This is a genomic window from Phycisphaerales bacterium, assembly GCA_016699835.1.
In the GTDB taxonomy this organism is placed as follows: Bacteria; Planctomycetota; Phycisphaerae; order Phycisphaerales; family UBA1924.
On the sequence record CP064987.1, the window covers coordinates 3223875 to 3246882 of the forward strand.

Below are 23008 nucleotides of genomic sequence, written 5' to 3' on the forward strand. Positions count from 1 at the left end.
CGAATCATGGCGAGTTTGGCATGGGGTAGAGGGGCCAGTCGTCGACGGCGTCTTTGTGATCGATGAAACTCCTGATCGCGGCGTCATCGAAGGGTGTGGCGGCGTGATCGTCGATCTTGTTCGGGCCGATGGAGTAGAGCACGTATGGATGCTTGGTGTTGGTGGAGCGGTGATAGCCGAAGGTGACGCCGGTGTTGGGATCGATGGGTGCCTCGGTGAGGAACGCGGGGACGAGTTCGGCGAGGGTTTCTGGGTAGGAACCGTGGGCGAGGCGGTGGCGTTCGAGGGCGATCTGGACGAGGAGGGTGTCGCGGGCGAGGTGGGCCTTGTCGGCCGTGGCGAGGTTCGATGGCTTGGCGAACATGGCGCTGGGGTTGGTGAGGACGAATCGGCTCGCGTGATCGATGGCGGCATCGAGCGGCGTGAGGTCCCGTTCAAAGGCTCGGGTTTCGGAGGCTCGTGTGAGTTCGGTGATGAGCGTTTGCATCGCCTCCATGTTGCTCCAATAGGTGCCGAGGCGAGTTGGTTTTGTCATGGCGGAGAGCGACCAGCCGAGATCCTCGGCTCCTTTGCCATAGATGCCGAAGCGTGCCTTTGCCGGCGTGGAGAAGAACTCGGCGATGTAGTCTTGCATCCATGGATCGAGAAGGGCCGGTGTGGGTTCAACAGCGGAGGGGATCAAGAGTCCTTGGCGGTTGTGGGCGGCGAGAATCGCATCGAGCGTTGTCTCGTCGGGCGCGAGTGTGGGGAGGCTTTCGATCAGGATTTCCAGTGCGGGGGAATCGAGTGCGGCTTGGAGGATGACGGAGTAGGAGCCGAAGAGTCGCTTGAGGAGAAGGTGGTGCTCGTAGGCTTGAAGGAAGGTGGGGAGATCGCGATCCGTGGCCGCGAGACGGAGGCGTGCGGGGACGATTCGGACCAGATACCAGGCGGTTGTGCGAGTTGTGGATGAGTAGTTGACGGTCTTCTCGGGATTCGCTTCCAGTATTCCGGTTGACTTGGGGCGCAAGGCGGCTTCGTCAAGCAACGTCCAGATCTCGGCGTGGTCGTAGGCCTTGAGGAGGCGGAGGGCCTGGTCTCGCATGAGAACCTGATCGGCGACCGGCCAACTCCCTTTGTCCCAAAGAGATTGATGAATGCCGACGTAGGCGAACTCTGGAGTTGCCGGCCGGCCGTCGCTGAGCCTCGCGACCTCAGTTGAGGGTGACGCGTTGATATCTTCGATTCGCGCGAGGGCGATGAGAATCGAATCCCACGCGTCGGGTTGGGTAGTGTCGGCCTGGATCGGGTCTGCGGCTCTGATCGCCTTGAGGAGATCGGCATTGGTGACTCGATTGGCGCGAGCGACCGAGGCCTGATATCGGAGGAAGATCTCGTAGAGGCCCATGCCGACACCGGGGAGGAGGACGAAGAGGACGAGGAAGGCGATCGCGGCTCGCTTGGTGAACTTTTTTCGTGCCGGCGTCCAGAACTCACGGGCGGAGACGGTGGAGGCGTCGGGATTGAACTGGACGTGGCCCTGGTCGTTGGTGACGAGTTCGCCGAGGGAGGGGTCGACCTCGGTGAGCGTGCCGCACTCTGGGCAGGCGACCTCGTGTTTCGCGTTGACGGCGAGGCCGAGGAGGGAGTAGGTGCAGTTGGAGCATCGGCCTCGGCTTCTGAGGACTTTTCGGACTCGGAGGCGGAGGAGGAGATCGCGGGCGATGATGCCGGCGAAGGGGCCGAGCACGACTGCGAAGATGAGCGTGGAGTAGACGGCGATGTCTTGACGATCCATCGCGTTGGTGTTGCTGCCGTAGACCTCTGAGAGGATGTACATACACAGTGTGGCCGACCCGATGAGGGTTGCCACGCTCAGGAGCACGACGAGGACGATGCGAACGGACCGCACGACGGGCGTGCCGACGGCGGCCTTGAAGAAGCGTTGGCATTGCTCGTCGGTGTAGGGATCGAGTTCGGGGAAGGCTCGCCAGATCTTGTTGCGGAGGAGTCGCATGGTCCTGATGGTACAGGAACCCGGAGTATGAGGTTGAGGGGGCTTTCGGCGACGCTCACGCGTGGTCCGTGTCGGGGTGATGGATGCTCATGTTGCACTTGGGACAGCGCGTGGTGCCGACGGCGTCGATGATGAGGCCGACGAGGGAGACGCCGCAGTGGAGGCACTTGGTGTGGATGCGTGGGTTGCGGACGAGGGCGTAGAGGGAGGGGTCAACCTTGGAGCGTGTGCCGCACTCTGGGCAGAGGACCTTGCCGCTGGTGTCGATGGGGAGTCCGACGAGGGAGTACTGGCAAGCGCCGCAGGTTGCTCGTTCGTCGAGGAGTTTGCGGATGAGGATTCGGAGGGTGATGTCGCGGGTGATGAAGCCGCCGAGGGCGAAGAGGAGGATGCCGAGAATGATGGAGGCATCGAACGCGAAGTCGGATCGGACGTTGCCGGCGTCGAGGAGGTCCTTTGCGAGAACAAGTGCTCCGACGAAGAGCGCGCCGCCGAGGACGATGTACAGGATGGCAGCGCCCGTGAAGATCCAGACGTTTCGGCCGGATCTTGATGCCTGGTCGACGAAACGCCGCGCCTGATCGTCCGGGTATGGATCGAGTTCGGGGAAGGCGCGGTGGAGTTTGAGGCGGAGGAGTCTCATGGGTGCGTGGGATTGTTGTCGGCGGGCTGTTTGGGCGAGGGGGCGATGAGTGTCGATTCCGGTTCGAGGGGAACAACTGTGCCGCACTCGGGGCAGAGGATCGCGTCGCTGACGGTGGGTGTGAGTCCGGCGAGGGCGTACCTGCAGGCTGGGCAGTGGCTCGGAGGTGTGGGCGGGCGTGGGCGTGGTGGGGGGATGTTGATCATGCCGCACTCGGGGCAGATCTCTTCGCCGCGTTCGTTGATGGGGACGCCCACGAGTGGGTATTTGCACTCGTGACATAATTCGGAGTGGGCGAGCACGGCGTCAATTGACTCGCGGAGGATCTTGTTTCGCATCGCAAGAGCGAGAAGCGTTGGTACGCCGACGAGAATACTCATATATATTGAGAGTTTGAAAGCAGCAAACCACCACACGGGGCTCGAGAAGTTCCAGACTCCCTCGTTTGGCGCGAGATTTGCAAGCCCTGGGCTGTGAATGGTTGGTCGCGTGATGGAGTCGATGAGGACGTTGAAGTAGGCGGTCAGCAGCAACCAGACCAAGAGTGGGAAGGCCCGCCGCATGATTCGGCATTCTCTCGCCGCGACGTTGATGACGTGTTGGCGCTGGTCGGGTGGAAGAGCCTTGATCTCATCGAAGTAGAGCCACGGGTTGGAGCGGGGGAAGTGCATGGCGGGTCAGGTGATGAATCGGGTGAGCGGGGTGCCGCATTCGGGGCAGGTGACGAGGAGCTGATCGTCGGGGATGAGTCCCTTGAGTGAGTACTGGCACTGCGGGCATTCGCGGGGTGGTGGAGTGGTGGGTTGATCGATGCCGAGGACTTGCTTGATGGCGCGGTAGTGGATGGCGTTTCGGATGGTCAGGCCGAGGAGCGCGGGGCCGCCGACGAACACGGTCACTCCTGTTGACAGCGCGAACGCCGCGAACCACCAGTCCGGGTTGCTGAAATCCCACTGGCCGTAGGACGTGATCGGGCATCGCGAACACCCAAACTCTGGCAGGATGAGCACGGCCAGCATGATCCATGTGAAGCCGGTGACGATGGACGGCACGAAGAATCGACTCGGCGTGCACAACTTCGCGGCTTGCTGGATCACGTTCTGCTGCTCCTCGGGCGGGAGGGTCTTGATCTCGTCGAAGATGAGCCAGGGGTTGGAGAGGGGGAGGAGCATGGGGACCTCGGTCCATGGGACGTCCGCCGGGCGTGGGTCCGTCGTGTTGGCCCTCTCGAATGGGTGGAGAGGAACGGATGTCGGCCGCCGCGTCGGGAAGGGCGGGGGGTGCGGGGGCAGAAGAGATGTTCGAACCCTCACGAGCCGCGTGCACGCGGGAAGAGACTGGCGTGCACGGCACGAACTCACACACGAACACCTCACGATTCGCGTGTGGCGGCGGGGCGGTTGCCGGGAGTTGTCACGGCTGGGTCACGCGGGAAGACGCGTGGTGTGGGTGTTCAGGCGTTGATATCGCCCACGCCGAGTCTGTAGGCGGACATGATGGCGAGGAATCCCCAGAGGATGTCGAAGAGGCCGAAACTCTGGAGGAACGCGGAGACGGTGAGGGTGGAGGAGAAGTCCTTCCACGACTTGAGGCTCTCGTCGCGGGCCGTGGCGATGGCCTGTTCCTGCTCCTCGGGCGTGAGCGCGCTCCAGCGGTCGTTGGCCTTCTTCTGGATGTCGGGCGGGAAATCGGTGATGGACTCTGCGTCGTCGGAGGACTGGATGCCGTTGCGCCAGGCGACGGGCTTGCCATTCTCCTCGATCTCGACGGCGAGTTCGTAGGCGTAGTCGAGGACCATCGACTCGGCGTTGGTGCCCTCGGTGATCGACTGGACGACGTTGGCGTTCATGGTGTGTTGCATGGCGGCAACGGCGCCGTACTTTCCCAGGACGATGGCGGCGACGGCGATCAACGCGGCGAGGATGCCCGTGGCGGAACTGCGTTCTTCCTGGGCGCCGAAGTGCATCGCGAACCCGACGGCGAAACCGATGCCCCACGCGAGGATGCCCCACTCGGAGTTGGCCTTCCAGGAGATGACGGCCCAGAGCGCGGCCCCGGTAAGCCCGGCGAGGACGGCGAAGATCGTTCCTTTGGTGATTCCGGACATGGATGGACTCCCGTGGGGGGGCTTGGTGCAGTCGAATGGCAGTGATGGTACCGCAAGTCCGGGTCTCGTGCACAATTCTGTATGGGTCATCCCGAACTGGAAGAATGGGGAGTTCGGCGGTGAGGGATGCTTAGAACATTTACGAATGGCTTGGGCTACTTCGTCTCGAATGTGAAGTCGAATCCCGCGCCGGAGTACTCGAAGAGATCGATCACTCCGGGCTTGATATGGGTTGTTCCCTCGTTGTCGATGCTGTCGCTGCCGACGGACCAGATTCGGAACGCATCGATTCGGGGCTCCCCGCCGGTCGTGCGCGTGAGGGGGAGGTAGCGCATCGGTCTTCCCGACCACGGGTCGATGGGGATCGCGTCGATCCAGGCGGGAACGAGTTCGGTGAGGTCCTTGGGAAAGTGCCCGTTCCGTTGTTCGAAGCGATGGAGGGCCAGGGCGAGACGCGTGATCCGGCGGCGAGCACGGGCCTCGTTGAGTTTCTGCACGAAACGTGGAGCGATATCTGCAAAGTCGAGGATGAGGCGCTTTGCATCTGAAAGATCCGGCGCACGATCCTCGAATGACCCCTTCTCATTCGGCCACGCATCGAGCGTGCTCCAGGCGATGAGCGCGTCCACTTCGGCGTTGATGGCGGCAATATTCTCGCGATAGGCACCAAGGATCGAAGTCGAGCCTTCGTCCTCTCCGCCGATGTTCTCGATGTCCACGAGTTGCTCGATGGCGGGGTCGTCCATGCCGCGTCGGACGCGAGAGAGGTCGGCGAAATGGTTGGCGACCATGAGTTGCATGGAGGTCCTCAATCCGTTGAGGATGACGGCCGAGTCGGCCTCGGGTAGGCGGTCGATCTCGAGAGCCACTGCGTCGAGGAGCGCGGGTGAAGGCATTGCCGCGGCGATCTCGAGTGCAGCCTCTTGATTCTGCCTGATCATCGAATCGGTCACGAGTGCGGCAAGAAAGTTGGGGATCGAGTTGGCTGCCTCGATGAGGGCGACGTTCGCGAGGAGAGGATCGAGGATCTCGCGGGTGTCGAGGGAACCGGACCGGCTCCGGGCCGCCTCATCGATCGCCATGCTGATCCGCGCCCGGTTCACGCGGGGGAGTTTCCGCAGGAGCGAGAAGTGGCTCAACGATTTCGAGAGGTCCGTGACGCTGTCGGCGAGTTCAACTCCGCGGCTGGTGATAGGGGCCTCGCCGATCGTGACGAGGTCGCGAAGGAAATCCTCGGTCTTCAGCGTCTGCATGAATCCGAGGGCGAGCGCTCTCGACATCGCGTCCATCGCACGCTGCTCGTCGTCGGCGTTCGCTTCGGGTGATCGAGTGAAGATCGATGAAGGGTCGACGTAGACCTCGCGGCCACCGGGCGTTCGCGCCGAGTGCGTCTTGGTGTACTCGGCAAGGATGGAGTCGTACCGCGTGCCGAGATCCCTGAGTCTCGTCCATCTTGTGATCTGGCCGGGCAACGGCACAGGGGCGAGGGCGTCGCACTGGGCGATGAGATCCGCGCGGAACCTTGGCAGGTCGGCCTTCGCCCGGGCGACCTGGCGGCGGAGCGAGATTTCATGGGAGCCGAAGTAGGCGCCTACGCCAGAAACAGCGAGAACAGCAATGCCGATGAGTAGCCGGTGTGTTCGTCCCATGAACAATGATTGCGGGGCGAGGGGAGCGAATGACTGGATCACCCGAATTTCTACTTCTTCGCCGGATACTCGAAGACCCCGCGGCCCGCCTTGTCGCCCAGGCGGCCTGCTGTGACGAGTTGCTTGAGGAGGGGGCAGGCGCGGTAGCGGTCGTTGTTGAGGCCGTCGGCGAGGACGTTCATGATGTTGACGCAGGTGTCGAGGCCGATGAAGTCGGCGAGGCGCAACGGGCCCATGGGGAAGTTGCAGCCGAGGGTCATGATGCCGTCGATGGCCTCGGGCTCGGCGACGCCCTCCATCCAGGCGTAGAAGGCCTCGTTGATCATGGGCATGAGGACGCGGTTGCTGACGAAGCCCGCGCGGTCGCTGGCCTTGAGCGGTGTCTTGCCCATCGCTTCGGCGAGGGCGATGGTGCGGGCCGTCACCTCGGGTGAGGTTTGCAGGCCGGGGATCACCTCGACGAGTTTCATCAGCGGCACGGGGTTGAAGAAGTGCATGCCGACGACGCGGTGGGCGGTCTGCCCCGCAGCGGTGGCGATCTGGGTGATGGAGATGGAACTGGTGTTGGTGGCGAGGACGACGCGCTCGTCGGGGAAGATCGCGGCGAGTTTATTGAAGAGTTCGTTCTTGACCCGTGCGTCCTCGACGACGGCCTCGACGACCCAGTCGCTGCCACGCAGGGCGTCGAGATCGGTGACGAAGGAGATGCGCTTGAGGGCGGCGTCGGCGGTCTCCTGAGGGATCTTGCCCTTCTCGACGAGTTTGGCGAGGGAGCGCGTGTGGACGGCCTTGCACTTTTCGATGGCGCCGGGGAAGGCGTCGAAGACCTTGACGGCGATGCCGCTGGTGGCGGCGACCTGGGCGATCCCGCCGCCCATCTGGCCTGCGCCGAGGACGGCGAGTGTTTTCACGTTGTGGTTGGTGGTCTGATTCGTGGTCATGGCGGAGTTTACGCCCTGGGTGTGCGGGTGGTGACGGGGGGTAGGGGGGTGGCATTCGTGTAGGTGCGTGTGCAGGCCCTCCCTTACGGTCGGGCTTCATGCTTGCGGGGGTTGCACTACGATGGTCGCGTGCCGAGTATTGAGCAACTTGAGCGACTGCTGAAGGTGGATGAGAACGACGCCTTTGTGCACTATGCGCTGGCGATGGAACACACGAAGGCCGGTGAAGGGAGTCTTGCTCTGGCGATTGAGCACTTTGACCGGTGTCTGGCGATCGATCCGAACTACCTTTATGCGTACTACCACAAGGCGCGGGTGCTGATCGAGGCCGGGCGGAACGGTGAGGGGGCCGAGATTCTGCGGGCGGGGTTGGCGAAGGCTCGCGAGGCGCGGGACGGGAAAGCGATGGGCGAGATGGAGGGTCTGCTCGACTCGATCTCGTGAGATTGCCACGCCGGTGGGATGTGGGTGGAGGTTCAGGGCAGGGGACGGAGCCGGGCGATGCCGGCAACATGTGGTGTGGCGGCTGCGAACAATGACTGGTGCCTGCCCGAGGGCCACGTCTGACGGGCGGACTCTGTGGGGCCTCTTGAACAGTTGGATCATGCGACGATGAAGAGTGTGATGATGAACTCGACGACACGGCTTGCCCTCACGTCCGCGAAGCGCACGGGCGTGATTCTGGTGGCGGTTTCCATGCTGGGTGGGTGCCTGGCGGACAACGCCGGGGCGCTCGGTGGGCGGCGTGAGTTGCTGGTCATGCACGATCGGGCGGCGATCGCCGGCGTGGACGATCCCGCGGCGTCCGTTCCCACTGACGGCGTCTCGGTGACGGGCCTCTCACGCGACAACTGGGCGATGATGGATGTTGTCGTGCCCGTGGATCGGATCCGGCGCATGCCGACGTACACGTCGGTGCCGCCGCATGAGGTGACGTCCACCCGGGCGGCGTATGCGTTCCCGACGGCGGGGAGCGCGATCGAGAATCCTGATGCGTTGACGTGGACGAGCGTGGACGAGGCGCTGATGAGCCCGGTCTATGCGTTGTGGGATCTGGTGCGGATGCCGTACGCGATGTACAACCGCTCGCCGGGGCGGATTGATCCGCGTGGGGCGAATCAGGGGTATTGGCGGGCGCCGGTGACGGATCCGTCGCGGGCCTCGGACGCCTCGAAGAAGCCAGGGACTGCTTCGACACCGATGGAAGGACTGTGACCATGGCGACTGCTCGACCGAAACTTCAAACCAATGGCCTTCCGATTGGTGAGAGCCTGCGCGAGGGGCTTGAGATCGCGCCGTGCGACTTCGCGGAACTGATCAATCACTCGGCCACGCGCGTGGCGATCGTGGATGTGCGACTCAAGGAAGAGTTCGATGCGGCGCGCGTGCCGGGGTCGATCCATATTCCCGTGGACGAGATCGAGCGTCGGGCCGACGAGGTGCGTGAGTTGGAGGCCGATGTCATCGGGGTGATGTGCCATCATGGCGTGCGGTCGCTGCGTGCGGCGAGTGCGCTTCAGGCGCTGGGCGTGCCCCAGGCGCGGTCGATCTATGGCGGGATTGATCTCTGGTCGTGGGCGGTGGACCAGGGCGTGCCGAGGTATGAGCGCAATGGAGCACGCGTGTGGCTCGTGGATCCCGCGACGCCTCAATGATGTTTCTCACACGGGCGTATGGACATCATCGGAGGAGTGGGCTCAGCACCCGGCGTTGAATCGGGTCAGGTAGTAGAGCAGGTCGTCGATGGTGACGCCGCCGTCGGGAGTGCCTGTGCCGGTGCCGTTGTCCACGTCGGCGCCGATCGCGCCCGCGTTGAAGATGCTGAGGTAGTAGAGGAGGTCATCGATGGTGATGCCGCCGTCGGGCGTTCCCGTGCCGCTACCGTCGTCGACGTCGGCGGGGCAGAGGTTGACGAAGATCTGGAACTCGGTGGCGCAGACGCGGGCGTTCTCCTGGACGGCGAGGACGACGATGCGATTGGTGCCGTGGACCAGCCCGGTGACGGCTCGGCTCCACTCCTGGCGATCGACGCGAGTGGCGGCGTTTGAGGTGGCGACGAGCGTCGTGGGATCGAACGCGGGGTTCGGATTCACGAGGACGTGGACGCCGGGGGAGGAGACGCTTCCGACGACCGCGGGGAGAACGGTGCCATCGACCGATCGAATTGTGGCCTGGAGCGTCGTGGTCGTGTACGGCCCGGGGGGAAGCGCGAGTTGGACGGTGGGGCACTCGCGGTCGATGTAGACCACCTGGCGGAACTCGCGGAAGAGCGGGGCCTCGTTGCCGCTGCGCTTGCGGAAGGCGATGACCGAGATGTAGTTCATCCCCTCGGGGAGTTGCGTCGCGTCGATGGTCTGGGCGTATTGGCCCATTGTGTTGGCGGTGTTCGCGAGGGGCTGGTGGAGCGTGACGAACTGCTCATACCCCGGGACGACGGCGTTGGTGTGGTCGATGTCCACGCCGCCTGAGTTGTTCCAGTCCTGATAGCCCTGATTGATGCGGAAGACGGCGTTGTCGTCGGCGTTGTCGTTGTTTGCCGCGCCGGCGTCGCCGTTGGTGGTGGTGAGTTGGATCTGGAAGGAATCGGCGGTGATGACGGGGACGGAGGTGAGGCGACGGCGTCCGACGGCTCCTGTGGTTTCGGAGGAAATGGTTGACGCGACGTTGGTCACGCTGAGCGTGCCGTTGGGGATGGCCGGGGCATAGACGACGAAGCCGAGATTGTGCTCGCCGGCGCTGCTCGTATTGCGGGGGACACGGAACTGGACCTGTCCTGTGGGCCCTACGACGAGCACGTCGGCGATGTCGTTGACGGGATCGACGGTGCTGCTTGTGGCGTTGCCGGTGAGTTCGATGAGGCGTGTGCCCGCGGGGAAACTGGTGTTCACGGTGCGCTGGTCGTATCCCGAGTCGTACCGGTCGCTGGCGCCGACGAGGCAGTTGCCCGAGTAGTTGCCGCCGCCGAGGGGCGTTCGGCGTTCGAAGATCATGACGTCGCCGTCCTGCCAGCGGGGCGTGAACTCGCCTCGGCCGACCATGTTGGAGAGTCCGACGAGGTTGGTGAGGACGGGATTGAGGGCGCTGGCGTTCTGGTCATAGCCGAGGGCTATGGGTGTGCCCTCGCGCGGGTAGAAGCCGGATCCCGTGCGCCCGACGAGTCGTGCGTTGTGATAGACGATCGACTGGCCGGTGCGCATGAGGAGATAGGCATGGGCGAACCAGCCCTGCTGGCGCGAGGTGGGGACGCTGGGGACGGAGGAGCCGTTGCCCTGCGAGCCGTTGTCGTGGCTGAAGACGTGGTTGACGCCGACGGATCCGTTGTTGAAGCCGTCGTCGATGGTGTCGAGATGCGAGCCGGTGATGTCGGTCCAGGTGCCGAAGCCGCCGGCGTTGATGAGATTGCGGAGTGAGCCAGCGCCGGAGAGATCGAGGGCGTCGCGATTGCCGAAGGCGTCGCCCGCGACGAGTCGGCCGCTCGTGCGTCCGTTGGGCTTACGGATGTAGCGGTCGAAGATGAAGTCGTTGCCCGCGACGCACTCGCCGAAGGAGAACGCCGTGACCTGGCGCCCGTCGGGCGTGATGCGGGCGTTGTGCATCACGGAGTCGAAGTATGAATCCCAGAACCAACTCGGGATGTGCTTGGCGGCGTCGAGACGGAAGCCGTCGACCTTCTTGACGTCGAGCATCCACTGGGTCCAGCGCATGAGGTAGTCGGTAGCGTTCTCGGGCTCGGGGTCGCCGGCCGTGGCGTTTGCGATGTTGAACCGTCCTCGTGTGTAGGTCGTGGATGGCTCGTTGCGTGCCGGGACATCACATGGGGGGGTGTACGCACCCGTGGTGAGCGCCCCGGCGAAGGACATGCCAGGGTTCGAGACAGAGTCGGTGCCTAGCGCGGAATCGAAGTAGAACCGTGCGTTGTTCGGGTCTGGGTTGTTGAAGTAGGTACCGCCGGGGAGGTTCAGTGGATTGCCGGCTGCGACGGGCTGGCGGATGAACATGTTGTTCGAGGCCTGGTTGATGTCGATGAGCGCGACGAGGTCGCCGCTGAGCAGGCAGTAGTTTGGATCGTTCTCGTTGGTGGATTGCGGGTAGCCCTGCGCGTTGCCCGGGTTGAAGTCACCCCAGTTCGACGTTGGAGATTTGTTCGTCGCGGGCGTGGTGGGGGCCATCCAGAAGCCGGGATATCCGCCGTCGTTCTGGAACCCCGAGCCGGTCTGGCGAGCGGCGTTGTGGTTCAGAATCGAATCGACGTAGAACTCTCCATTGGCGCGATGGATGGCCTCGACAGCGGCATCGAAGCCGGCCTCTGTGCCGTAGGCCGTGCGGGCGTTGGGCTTGCCGAGGTCGAAACGATCGAAGACGTCGTACCCGGGCGAGGTGGCGTTCTGGTTTGAGGAGCCGGGCCAGATATAGGGTCGAGAAACAGGTGGAACCCAGACCGAGCCGTAGCCAGCCATGAAGAAATCGGGGGCGCGGTGCTCCATGTCGTTCCAAGGGCACTCGAACCACTGGAGCATCACCGGGGGATTCTCGTTCCAGTCGGCGAGCGCCACGCCGGAGCACGCCGAGAGGGCGGCGGCGAGGAGCAGCGACGAGGTCACGAGACGATGTGGGGAATGCAGACGCAGGGTCGTGGGCATGGTGTGTTCCGTCATTACGGGAAAATGGAGTCTCTTCAAGTATCCCGCATCTTCGACTCCATGCCAACCCTGGTTTTCGGGCAATGTAGAGAATTGTGCATCATCATCGGTGAATGTGGCGGCTTCTCGGGCGTCATGTGTGGGTGTAACCGTTACACAGCGGGTCCTGGCATGATCGGCGGGATGTCCCGGCGTGCGATTGGCTTTGGTTTCCGCTACGCTCACACCACACCGATTCCGCCTGAAGTGAATCGGCATTGACCCCGGAGACCACGCCTATGTTGACGATGTCAGCACTCCTTGCTTCGACCGTTCTCGCACTGTTGGACCCAACACCCGCGCCCGGCGTCGTGGTCGAGCGATTGGGAGATCACACGGTTCGTTACTTCGCCAGCCCCGACGCGCGCGAGAACGCCTTGCCGTCGTACGCGATCGAGAACGACCAGCCGGGCCAACTCGGTGCTGAGGCGGGCGCCGTGCAGCCCGTCTTCCTTCGCATCGACGAGAAGCCGGCCGTTCGTATTGAGATCTCGCCCGACACTTCGCTTTATGGCACGGGTGAGGTCCCCGGGCAACTCCGGCGCAACGGGCGTCGCACGACGTGCTGGAATACCGACGCGTATGGGTACGACGACGATGCGCCATCCTTGTATCAGTCACATCCCTGGGTTCTTGCGGTCCGCGCGGATGGAACGTCATTCGGTGTGCTGGCCGACACGACCTACCGCTGCGTCGTGGACACGGGATATGCCGATCCGTCGCACATCGAGTTTGTCGCCGAGGGGCCGGAGTTTCCGGTTGTGGTGATCGAGGGTGAGACGCCGCAGGATGTTCTGAAGTCTCTTGCGGATCTCACGGGGAAGATGCCCATGCCACCCAAGTGGGCCCTTGGGTATCACCAGTGTCGGTACTCGTACTACCCCGACAGCCGCGCCCGCGAAATTGCGCGCGGTTTCCGCGAGCGGGATATTCCGTGCGATGTGCTCTGGTTTGACATCGACTACATGGAGGCCTTCCGCGTCTTCACGTTCGATCGCGGCTTCTTCCCCGACCCGAAGGCGCTCAACGAAGAACTGCTGTCGATGGGGTTCCACAACGTGTGGATGATCGATCCGGGGATGAAGTCGCGGACTGATCGAGGTCCGGCGGATCGCAAGGAGGCCGACCTTGCGAAGGAGTCGCAGGCTGCGCGCGACGCGAGGGCGAGGGAACTCGAGACGTTCGCGTCGATCATGGCCTCGGGGAGGGCCGCGGATGTCTTTGTCAAGCGGGCCAATGGTGAGGTCTACGAGGGCGAGGTCTGGCCTGGTTGGTGCCACTATCCCGACTTCACCACGCCTCACGTGCGTCAGTGGTGGGCCGGGTTGTACACCGATTTCATGGCGAACGGCATCTCGGGCGTCTGGAACGACATGAACGAGCCGGCGGTCTTCAATGTTTCGTCGAAGACGATGCCCCTGGACAATCGTCACGCGGGCGACCCCGCGATGAAGCGGCCTAGCGGTCCTGCTCAGGGAGATGCCGCATCGGGCGATCACGCGCGGTACCACAACGTCTATGGCATGCAGATGATTCGCGGCACGCGCGAGGGGATCGCTCGGGCCAACCCCGAGGTTCGCCCCTTTGTGCTGAGCCGAGCGAACTACATCGGCGGGCATCGATACGGCGCAACCTGGACCGGCGACAACACCGCCAACTGGTATCACCTTGAGTCGTCGATCCCGATGGTGCTGAATGTCGGGCTTTCCGGGCAGCCGTTCAGTGGGCCCGACCTCGGCGGCTTCGCGGGCAATGGCGATGGTGCGCTCTTCGCTCGCTGGATGGGATTCGGGGCGTTGCTCCCCTTCGCCCGCGGGCACACCGGCAAGGAGAACATCGACAAGGAGCCCTGGGCGTTCACGCCAGATGTCGAGGAGGCGTGCCGGCTCGCGCTCCAGCGTCGGATGCGGCTCATGCCGTATTTCTACACGCTCTTCCGTGAGGCGCACGACACGGGCCTTCCTGTGGCGCGCCCGACGTTCTTCGCGGATCTCAAGGACCCGGCGTTGCGTTCAGAGGACGACTCGTTCCTCCTCGGGAGCGATCTGCTCGTTGTCGCGAATGTGATTCCCGACTCGTCGCGCGCGGTCGTCATGCCGCGAGGATCATGGCGTGAACTGAAGTTCCAGGTGCCCACGAACACGAAGAACACGACCAAGGGCTGGGACGATCACAAGGACGTGCCGCGACTCTTTGTTCGGCCTGGCGCCATCATCCCGACCGGACCGGTGATGAACTTTGTCGATGAAAAGCCCTTGACCGAGGTCACACTGATTGTGAATCTCGACGACACCGGCGCCGCGACCGGCACGCTGTATGAAGACGCCGGCGACGGGCATGGCTGCGATCATGGCGAGTTCAGGAAGACCACGCTCCGCGCGACGAAGGAGGGCGGCGAGGTCAAGGTGCGAATCGTGAAGACCGAGGGGTCGTTTGCTGCACCCGAGCACACGTACAACGTCCGCATCCTCAATGACGAGCAGGGAGCACCGAGTGCACCGACAGGTCTACGCGTCGTGCCATAGAGGTCCATTTCTTCGCGTGATTAATGTTGGCGGGTCACGACAGCATCGGCGAGCATCTCGAGGACGTGGCGAGCGCCGCTCGCGGGGAGTGGCGTGAGTTCCGCTTTCGCTTCGTCGATGTAGGCTTTGGCACGTGATTGCGCGAAGGCGACGCCGCCGGCCTCGATGAGCCGCTCGCGGACGCCGCTGCCTCCGCGTCCCTGGGCGTGGGCCGCTCGATCGAGTAGTTCGAGGATCTCGCCTCTGGTCCACGCGTCGGCGTCATTCAAGGCGGCGATGAGTGGGAGCGTGGCTTTGCCCTTCGCGGCGTCGACGCCGAGTGATTTTCCGACGACCCGCTCGTCGCCCACGAGATCGAGGACGTCGTCCTGGATCTGGAACGCCCGGCCCACGAGCCGGCCGAAGCGTTCGAGTCGGTCGGCGTGCGAGAGACGCGTTGAGTCCATCGGGCCCGAGGCGATCACGCCGAGTCGGCACGCCGCCGCGATGAGGGCCGCGGTTTTGCGATCGATGATCTCGATGTACGTCGCCTCGTCGAGCGAGAGGTCATTTCGGCGGCTCAGTTGGAGGAGTTCACCCGTGCAGGTGACGACGCTCGCCTTGGCCACCACGCGTGCGGCATCGGGCGTGGGGAGCGTGGAGCACAGCGCGTAGGCGCTCGCGATCAGGAGATCGCCCAGGATCACCGCGGTCTCGTTCCCTTCGAGCGCGTTCACCGTGGCGGCCCGGCGGCGTGTGTCGGCCTCGTCGAGCACGTCGTCGTGCACGAGTGTTGCCATGTGCACCATCTCGACGACCGCGGCGACCGTGATCACGTCCTCGGGCGTGCCAGCATCGTCGTGTTGGGTGTTGTCACGCGTGGCGAGCGAGGAGAGGATCGCCAGCGTCGGGCGGAGCATCTTTCCGCGGTATCCCTCGACATGGCGCACGAGGCGTTCGACGGCGGGCAGGTCGCTCTCGAGTGCTCCGTCGAACCTTTGGATCACTCGCTCGATTTCGCGTGAGACTACCTTCGCGACGTTCGCGATCCGGTCGCCGTTCCCCGAACCAACCTCGTCAAAGACTCCGCGCACTTGCATCTCCAGGGCTTCTCAGTCAGAATAGCGCACGTTCACGATCCACACAGGAGGTCCATATGTCCACCGAATCCCAGCCTCAGGAATCACCACTGCAACGCCCCGGGAGCATCGCGTGGGTGGACCTCACGGTCCCCGAGGCGACGCCCCTGCGGGATTTCTACACACAGGTCATTGGCTGGACGCACGTGGACGTCGGCATGGGCGACTATGCGGACTATGCGATGGTGCCCGTGGGAGCCGGGTCGCCGGTCGCCGGCGTCTGTCATGCCAGGGGCCTCAACCAGGACCTTCCTCCCGTGTGGCTGGTCTATGTCGTCGTCGAGGATCTCGCCATGTCGATCCGGGCCGTCGAGGTTGGAGGGGGGCGGGTGGTCTCGCCGCCGAGGACAATGGGTGGCGGTCGCATGGCCGTCATCGCCGACCCGACCGGGGCGATGATCGGGCTGTACCAGTACGTGGACCAGACCGCGTGAACGCCAAGGCGAACGCAGAGGACGCCGAGGAGAACGAGAGGAAGTCAGCGGGAGGAGATATGCAAGGGCAATGCCGCATCTCTCTCAACTCGATCGCCTCAGTCGCATTTCCTATTCTCCTCTGTATTCCTCCTCTTGACGTTTGTCTTCCTTTGTGTTCGCCTTCGAAGGGTCCGACATGTCCACACCCGCGCCATTCTCGATTCACATGGACGCCTCCGGCCCGCACGCCGGTGTTGCCGTCTTCCATCTTGAGCCCAACGTCGGCCCGATGGTCGTCCTCGATGACGTGCTCATCCAGCGTCTCGAGGCCACGCTCCGCGAACTTCCGCGCAACGCCATCGGGCTGGTGATGGCCTCGGCGAGCCCCCGCGTCTTTGTTGCGGGCGCCGACCTCAAGACGATCGCCGAACTGAGTGACGCCGATCTCGCACGGTATCTCGCCTTCGGGCAGCGCGTGTTCGGCATGCTCGCCGACCTGCCGTATCCCACCGCTGCCGCGATCCACGGTGCGGCTTTGGGGGGTGGGCTTGAGGTCGCGATGCATTGTGACGCCCTTGTCGCCTCGCCTCCCGCGCCGACGATCAAGGATGGGCAGACGATCCCGCCCAAGCCGTACCCCGTCGGTCTCCCCGAGGCCGGCCTTTCTATATGTCCGGGGTGGGGTGGCACGAACCTCCTGCCCGCACGTATCGATCCCGAACGGGCGATTCGAGCCACGTGCACCGGCGGCACGTTCACGTTCGACGAGGCCAAGGCTCTCGGCCTCTTCGACGTTGTTGCGCCCTCCAAGGACACCCTGCTCGACACGGCCAAGGCCTGGATCCGGGATCGTGTGAAGGCCAACCCTGGCTCGGCAAGTCTCACTCGCGACGGTGCGCCCTCGCGATGGATCGGGCGGGGTGATTGTGCCGCCAAGGTCCTTGCCGCCGTCGATGTTGTTCGCCGGGATCACGCCTTTGATCCCAGCGGTTCCTCGGCGACGGACTCCACCAAAGCGGTCATCGAGGCCATCGACGCCGGACTCAGTGGAGGCACCGGTGGGAGCACCGGCTGGCGGAGCGCCCTCGCCGTTGAACTCCGCCAACTCGTCCGCCTCCGGTCCCTCCCTGCCGGGAAGACGGCGATCGAGAAGTTCTTCGCCAAGTAGCGCGATCACCACTCGTCAAACGGTTTGTGACGGCTCCGCGCCCCGTTCGCATCCACATGGGGCATGGCCGGCGTCACGAGCGCAACTGGTGCGCAACGGCCATGCCGCAACCCTGGGGCCTTCCCTCCCAACAAACAGGCATGAACGAACGCCGCTCGATGCCGACTCGTACCTTCCGCCGTCTGGACACGCGGTCCACGCCACGCCGGGCGGTTTATACTCTGTCAGCCTATCCAAACTGACTCCACACGCTCGCAGGGGAGACTTGCTGAAACCATGGACCGTGATGCGTTCTGTTGCTTGACCAGGCTTGTCGCACGCATTTCGTCCACATGTGCGCCGAACGCCCCTTGCGTGAAGTTCATTGTCCCGATCCAGTACTGAATCCTCGGCGAGCCTGAATCCCACGCTCGCCCGACTCTCGAATCAGGAGCCGATATGAACACCGAACTGAGAAGTCATGTAGCACGCTTCACCGCACGGCTTGGGGCGTTCGCCCGTACCGGGGTGGCCTCGATCGCCATCGCGATTGCTGGAGCAGCCGCGATCGTGGGTCCGGCGCCAACCGCCTCGGCCCAGTTCCTGTCAGGTGGCATGAACATGGGGATGGACATGTCCATCTCGCGTCGGAGCCTGGATTCGTACGCGAAGATCCTGGACCTGACCGACGACCAGAAGACGGCCGCCCGGGCGCTGCTCGAGGGCCAGCGGGCTGCCGCCAAGGATCTCGCGAAGGAGATGCAGACCAAGATGGAGTCCATGATGGAGGAGGCTCGCGAGTCTTCCGACTGGACCCAGTTCCAGAAGAAGTCCATGGCCATCCAGGAAGAGATGGAGAAGAAGGCCACCTCGCAGGAGAAGGCCTTCTATGAGGATGTCAAACTCCTCCTGACCCCGGAGCAGGAAGCCCAGTGGCCGAAGATCGAACGCCACCGCCGGCGCGAGACCATCATGCGGTTCGGCATCGTCGGCGGCATGTCCGTCGATCTCTACAAGGTGCTCGATCAGGCCAAAATCGAGCCGGGTTCGGTTGAGGGTCTCGTCGAGATCCTTGATCGCTACGAGACCGATCTCGACACCCGCCTCAAGGACTTCGAGCGCATTGGCAAGGAAGCGCAGAAGAGCGCGGTGGGCGAGGGCATGATGGACTTTGAGGCCCAGCGCAAGGCGATCAAGGACGTTGAGGCCCAGGGTCGCATGATTCGCGACATCAACCGCGATTACACCCGCCGTGTGCTTGCCGTCATTCCCGAGGATAAGAAGGCTGAGGTGGAGTTGCTCATCAACCGCCGCATCCACCCGCGAGTGTACAAAGAGACCTACGCCGAGAAAGCGATGGCCGCGGCCCTTTCGATGAAGTCCCTCTCCGACGATCAGCGGTCCTCGCTCGCGGCCTACCAGACCACCTTCATGCGTGACCTCGCCAACGCGAATGACAAGTGGGCCAAGGCGAACGACGAGAAGGAAGAAAAGGCCGGGGGCAAGATCTCGGCAATGATGGACGGTTTCATGGGAGGCATGGATGGCATGGGCGGTGAGAAGGACACATCTGTCACCGATGCCCGAAAGGCACGCAAGGAAATCGAGGATCGGGCGTTAGACCGTCTGAAGTCCGTCCTTTCCGAGGAGCAGTACACCGCCCTCCCGGAGAAGAAAGCCGACCCTCGCGGGCAGATGGGCTTCATTGAGGACATGGGCATCATGATGGAGGAGGACGAGGACTAGCCGCCGTGGAGAAATACAAGCGATGTAGGACCGGTAACACCAAGGCGATCGACACCACGAACTCGCATGCCCAACAACACCCCTTCGAGCAATGGCACCGTGATCGACGGCGGCAACCGCCCGAGCGTGGCGGTTCGCTCTGCATCCACACCACCAGTCCTTGAAGAAGTCCCCAAGGTCGATCCGGCCGCCTCGGCCCTGCTCAACGCCGAGCAGGCCGTCCGCCTTCGCGCCGTTCCCTTCGCGATCCATGGCTCGCGGGTCCACGTCGCGATGGTCAACCCCGAGGAGACCGAGGCCCTCGACGAACTCTCGATCCTCACGCGCAGGCCCGTCACCGGTGTGGGCATCGCCGAGGAGCCCTTCGCAGAACTCCTTCGCTCAACTTATGGCATCACCGCCGCCCAGATGGCCGCACGTCTCGGCGGTCAGGCGGAGGAATCCGACGATCTCATCGCCAACCTCGAAGCCATCCAGGCCGAGGATCTCCACCGGATGGCCGAGCAGCCGTCCCTTATCAACCTCGTCAACCTGATCATCCTCGAGGCGATCCGTGAGCGTGCGTCGGACATCCACGTGGAGCCGTTCGAGCGGCACCTTGCGGTGAAGTATCGTGTCGATGGCGTGCTCGTGGAGCAGGACTCGCCGCCCAGGACGCTCCAGCCCGCGATCACCAGCCGCATCAAGATCATGGCGGGGATGAACATCGCCGAGCGTTACGCGCCGCAGGACGGGCACATCACGCTCCGCTTCGAAGGCCGAAAGATCGACATCCGCGTCAGCACCGTCCCCACGATCTATGGCGAGTCGGTGGTCATGCGTGTGCTCGACAAGGAGGCCATCCGCCTCGACCTCGAGACGCTCGGCATGCGTGAGCCCGACCGCGCGTCGATGCAGAAACTCATCGACCTGCCCCACGGCATGGTCCTTGTCACCGGGCCCACCGGATCGGGAAAGACCACCACGCTCTACGCGGCGCTCACCAAACTCTACGACCCGAGCCTCAAGATCATCACCATCGAGGACCCCGTCGAGTACGAACTCAACGGCGTGAACCAGATCCCCGTCAACCCGAAGCGCGGGCTCACCTTCGCGAACGGCTTGCGGTCCATTCTGCGCCAAGATCCCGACGTGATCATGGTGGGCGAGATCCGCGACGCCGAGACCGCCGAGATTGCCGTGCGTGCCGCGCTCACGGGGCACCTCCTCTTCTCGACGCTCCACACCAACAGCGCGATCAGCGCGCCGGGTCGCCTGCTCGACATGGGCATCGAGCCGTTCCTTTTGTCCAGCGTACTCGAGGGAATCCTCGCGCAGCGTCTTGGCCGAAAGATCTGCCCGCACTGCCGCGCCGCTGCACCGCTTCCCGAGGAACTCCTGCATCGCTTGTCCGAGGTCGAACTCGCGATGTTCCCCGGGCGCCGCGGGTCCAAGGGCGTCGGGTGCGAGAAGTGTGACGGCACGGGCTATCGCTCGCGCATCGGGTTTTATGAGATGATCCTCACCAACTCGCCCCTTCGCCAGGCGATCTCGCAGCGTCAGAGCGCCCACGAGATGGTCCGCGCTGTTGGGCCCGGGTTTGTCACTATGCGCCGCGACGGGATGATCAAGGCTGCCCAGGGGCTGACCACCGTTGATGAAGTCCTCCGCGCCACACAGGATGCCGAGGATCTCCCGGGTCTCCTCTCGGCGAATGCGACGAGTGGCGGCGGTGTGAGTGGGAGTGGTGGGGGAACGACCGCGTGACGACGTTCGCGTACAAGACGCTCGCCTCGCGCGAGATGCAGACGATCGACGCCCCCGATCGGGCCTCGGCCTTGCGTCTGCTCGCTCGCATGGGCGTCACCCCGGCCTCGATCGCGTCGGTGAACGAGGCCCAATCGATCGCGGTCGCCGCGTCGGGAGATCCCACCCACCGGCGTGAAGAGGCCGCCGCGTTGCGCCGCGCCCACAGCATGTCCGGCGCCAATCTCGCCGCGCTCGTCCGTGAGATCGCGACGGCCCTCTCTGCGGGGCTTCCGCTCACGACGGCTCTTCGCGCGTGCGCCGGAAGGAACACGACCTCGCGACGGGCCGTCATCATCCGCGCCCTTGTCTCCCAGATTGAGCAGGGGCGCAGTTTCGCCGACGCGATGGAGCAGTTCGGGCGTCCGTTCACGGAACTCCTCGTGAACCTCGTCCGTTCCGGCGAGGCCTCGGGCAAACTCCCCGAGACGATGGAGCAGTGCGCCGACCTTCTCGATCGCGACGTGAAACTCAAGCGGTCGATCGCCGGCGCCACGCTCTATCCCGCGATTCTCCTCGTGCTCATCGTGATCGCGATCGCGATCGTCGTGCTCTTCATCGTGCCGACGCTCCTGAAGAAGACGGGCCTGAGCGTCGCGCAACTTCCCCTGCCCACAAGAATCCTCAACGACATCGCGATGTTCGTGAAGGTCTATTGGCCATATCTCGTCCTCGCGCTCGGCGCCGGTTTCTTCGTCCTCAAGGCCACGCTCGCCAAGCCCGACGTTCGACTGAAGGTCGATCGCTTCCTCCTGCAAGTCCCGCTCCTGGGGCCGGTGTTGCGCGATGTCGCCGTGGCCCGGTTCACGCGCACGCTCGCGACCCAGGTCGGTTCCGGGCTTGGGGTGCTGACCGCCCTTCGCATCACCAAGGGCACGCTGGGCAACAAGGCGATGGAGTCCGTCATCGAGCAGGTCTCCGACGACGTCGCCGGCGGCAAGACCATCGCCGAACCGATGGAGAAGTCGGGCTACTTCCCCGAGATGCTCGTGCAGATCGTTTCGCTCGGCGAGAAGTCTGGGCGTCTCGATGAACTGCTCAAGCAGGCCGCCAAGTCCTTCGACGATCGCGTCGAGGTCAGTCTCAAGGTCTTTACCGCCGCCCTCCCGCCCATCCTCGTGGTGATGGGCGCCTTGGGCGTCGGGTTTGTCGTGCTCTCCATCCTCCTCGCGCTCCTCGAGGCCCAGAACGCCACGGGAATCCGCTAGCCCTCAGGAACCAGGTCCATGCGCCATACACGTCGTCACTTCCGCCGAAGCGCCTTCACGATCATCGAGGTCCTCGTGATCGTCGCGATCATCGGGATCATCGCAACGGTCATCGTCAGTCGCCTCGGCACCACACTGGGCCAATCCAAACGAAAGATTGCGCAGACCAATGCAACCGCTCTCGCCAGCGCGATCAAACGATTCACCATCGATTGCCGCAGCCTCGAGCCGGGCGACACCCTCGACATCCTCCTCGAAGCACCCGGCGGCGACACGGCCAAGGGATGGCAAGGTCCCTACATCGATAACGCCGACGTCCTGCTGGACCCCTGGGGGCGACAGTTCGTCCTCATCGTCCCTGGCAACTTCAACACCGACTTCGACGTTGTCTCCTATGGCTCCGACGGCGTCGAGGGCGGCGAGGGCGAGGCCGCCGACGTCATCCATGGCAAGCGAGACTGATCCACAAAAAGGAGACCTCTTCTCCATGCGTCGCGGCTTCACCATCATCGAGGTTCTCGTCGTCGTCGTCCTCATCGGGCTGATGGCGGCCGTGGTCGTACCTCGCCTCACGGGCACACGCGCCGATCTTGTTTCGGAGGCCCAGAGCGTCGCCAATCTGCTTGAATCCGCCGCCCTTCGCGACCAGGTCAGCAGCCAGAGCCTCGCGATCTCCTTCACCAACGATACGTTCTCTGTCCTCTCGCTTGCCGCGCCCGATCCCAAGTCCAACGACCTCTCCTCGCATCAGTGGCAGGACGACCGTCTCGCCTCGCCGGTCCACCTCGAACGCCTCATGTTGAAAGTTGCCCGGGCCGATGGCGTTCCTCTCGACGAACGCACGTTCCGCGTCGAGTTCTCTCCCACGAGCATCCGCCCGGAACTGATCCTCACCCTCGTGAACCCTTCGAACTCCGACAACGACGCCTGGACACTCACGCTCGCGCCCTCGGGCACCACCGTTGTGGTGACCGAGGGGCTCGAGCCGCCCGACCACACCACCGTTATCGACCTCGACGCCCAGGGTTCCGCGAACACGCCGTTCTGA

Annotated in this window: 20 protein-coding genes; 11 read left to right on the forward strand and 9 right to left on the reverse strand. The window is 63.9% G+C overall.

The window, feature by feature from the left end:
• Positions 1-4: 4 nt before the first annotated feature.
• The 7 genes from IPK69_13365 to IPK69_13395 form a co-directional block, all read right to left on the reverse strand.
• Entirely contained in the window at positions 5-1996 is a 1992-nt protein-coding gene (locus tag IPK69_13365) for a hypothetical protein (GenBank protein ID QQS08944.1), read from the reverse strand.
• Between the two features lie 55 nt (positions 1997-2051).
• Positions 2052-2639: a hypothetical protein gene (locus tag IPK69_13370; protein ID QQS08945.1), complete on the reverse strand. Its 588-nt coding sequence runs from the start codon at positions 2637-2639 to the stop codon at positions 2052-2054.
• A complete protein-coding gene (locus IPK69_13375; GenBank protein QQS08946.1) occupies positions 2636-3310 on the reverse strand; it encodes a hypothetical protein in 675 nt (224 codons plus the stop codon). Before IPK69_13375 ends, IPK69_13370 begins: the two co-directional genes overlap by 4 nt.
• A gap of 6 nt (positions 3311-3316) precedes the next feature.
• On the reverse strand, positions 3317-3811 hold the full coding sequence (locus tag IPK69_13380) for a hypothetical protein (protein ID QQS08947.1): 495 nt from the start codon (positions 3809-3811) through the stop codon (positions 3317-3319).
• 281 nt (positions 3812-4092) lie between these two features.
• A complete protein-coding gene (locus IPK69_13385) occupies positions 4093-4746 on the reverse strand; it encodes a hypothetical protein (GenBank protein ID QQS08948.1) in 654 nt (217 codons plus the stop codon).
• Between the two features lie 155 nt (positions 4747-4901).
• Entirely contained in the window at positions 4902-6395 is a 1494-nt protein-coding gene (locus IPK69_13390) for a hypothetical protein (GenBank protein QQS08949.1), read from the reverse strand.
• Between the two features lie 50 nt (positions 6396-6445).
• Entirely contained in the window at positions 6446-7336 is an 891-nt protein-coding gene (locus tag IPK69_13395; protein QQS08950.1) for a 3-hydroxybutyryl-CoA dehydrogenase, read from the reverse strand.
• Positions 7337-7465: 129 nt separating this feature from the next.
• Here IPK69_13395 and IPK69_13400 point away from each other — a divergent pair, with 129 nt between their 5' ends.
• The 3 genes from IPK69_13400 (at position 7466) to IPK69_13410 (ending at position 8991) form a co-directional block, all read left to right on the forward strand.
• Positions 7466-7780: a tetratricopeptide repeat protein gene (locus IPK69_13400; protein QQS08951.1), complete on the forward strand. Its 315-nt coding sequence runs from the start codon at positions 7466-7468 to the stop codon at positions 7778-7780.
• Positions 7781-7948: 168 nt separating this feature from the next.
• Positions 7949-8551 carry a hypothetical protein gene (locus IPK69_13405; GenBank protein QQS08952.1) on the forward strand — a complete coding sequence of 201 codons (603 nt, stop codon included), beginning with the start codon at positions 7949-7951 and terminating at the stop codon, positions 8549-8551.
• Positions 8552-8553: 2 nt separating this feature from the next.
• On the forward strand, positions 8554-8991 hold the full coding sequence (locus tag IPK69_13410; protein ID QQS08953.1) for a rhodanese-like domain-containing protein: 438 nt from the start codon (positions 8554-8556) through the stop codon (positions 8989-8991).
• Between the two features lie 42 nt (positions 8992-9033).
• Here the strand turns inward: IPK69_13410 and IPK69_13415 are convergent, their stop codons facing one another.
• Positions 9034-11976: a hypothetical protein gene (locus tag IPK69_13415; GenBank protein ID QQS08954.1), complete on the reverse strand. Its 2943-nt coding sequence runs from the start codon at positions 11974-11976 to the stop codon at positions 9034-9036.
• A gap of 287 nt (positions 11977-12263) precedes the next feature.
• On the opposite strand from IPK69_13415, the gene IPK69_13420 reads away from it, so the two are divergent.
• Positions 12264-14540, forward strand: a complete 2277-nt coding sequence (locus IPK69_13420; protein ID QQS08955.1) for a DUF5110 domain-containing protein — start codon at positions 12264-12266, stop codon at positions 14538-14540.
• 20 nt (positions 14541-14560) lie between these two features.
• Here IPK69_13420 and IPK69_13425 read toward each other — a convergent pair whose 3' ends face one another.
• Complete coding sequence (locus IPK69_13425) at positions 14561-15619, reverse strand: polyprenyl synthetase family protein (GenBank protein QQS08956.1); 1059 nt, start codon at positions 15617-15619, stop codon at positions 14561-14563.
• A 56-nt stretch (positions 15620-15675) separates the two neighbouring features.
• On the opposite strand from IPK69_13425, the gene IPK69_13430 reads away from it, so the two are divergent.
• From IPK69_13430 to IPK69_13460, 7 genes are all read left to right on the forward strand, one after another.
• Positions 15676-16092, forward strand: coding sequence for a VOC family protein (locus tag IPK69_13430; protein QQS08957.1), 417 nt, complete (start codon positions 15676-15678; stop codon positions 16090-16092).
• Positions 16093-16270: 178 nt separating this feature from the next.
• Complete coding sequence (locus tag IPK69_13435; protein QQS08958.1) at positions 16271-17242, forward strand: enoyl-CoA hydratase/isomerase family protein; 972 nt, start codon at positions 16271-16273, stop codon at positions 17240-17242.
• A 438-nt stretch (positions 17243-17680) separates the two neighbouring features.
• Positions 17681-18967: a hypothetical protein gene (locus IPK69_13440; GenBank protein ID QQS08959.1), complete on the forward strand. Its 1287-nt coding sequence runs from the start codon at positions 17681-17683 to the stop codon at positions 18965-18967.
• 66 nt (positions 18968-19033) lie between these two features.
• Positions 19034-20713, forward strand: coding sequence for a type II/IV secretion system protein (locus IPK69_13445; protein QQS08960.1), 1680 nt, complete (start codon positions 19034-19036; stop codon positions 20711-20713).
• Entirely contained in the window at positions 20710-21960 is a 1251-nt protein-coding gene (locus tag IPK69_13450) for a type II secretion system F family protein (GenBank protein ID QQS08961.1), read from the forward strand. Before IPK69_13445 ends, IPK69_13450 begins: the two co-directional genes overlap by 4 nt.
• Positions 21961-21978: 18 nt before the next feature.
• Entirely contained in the window at positions 21979-22422 is a 444-nt protein-coding gene (locus tag IPK69_13455) for a type II secretion system protein GspG (protein ID QQS08962.1), read from the forward strand.
• 25 nt (positions 22423-22447) lie between these two features.
• Complete coding sequence (locus tag IPK69_13460) at positions 22448-23008, forward strand: type II secretion system protein (GenBank protein ID QQS08963.1); 561 nt, start codon at positions 22448-22450, stop codon at positions 23006-23008.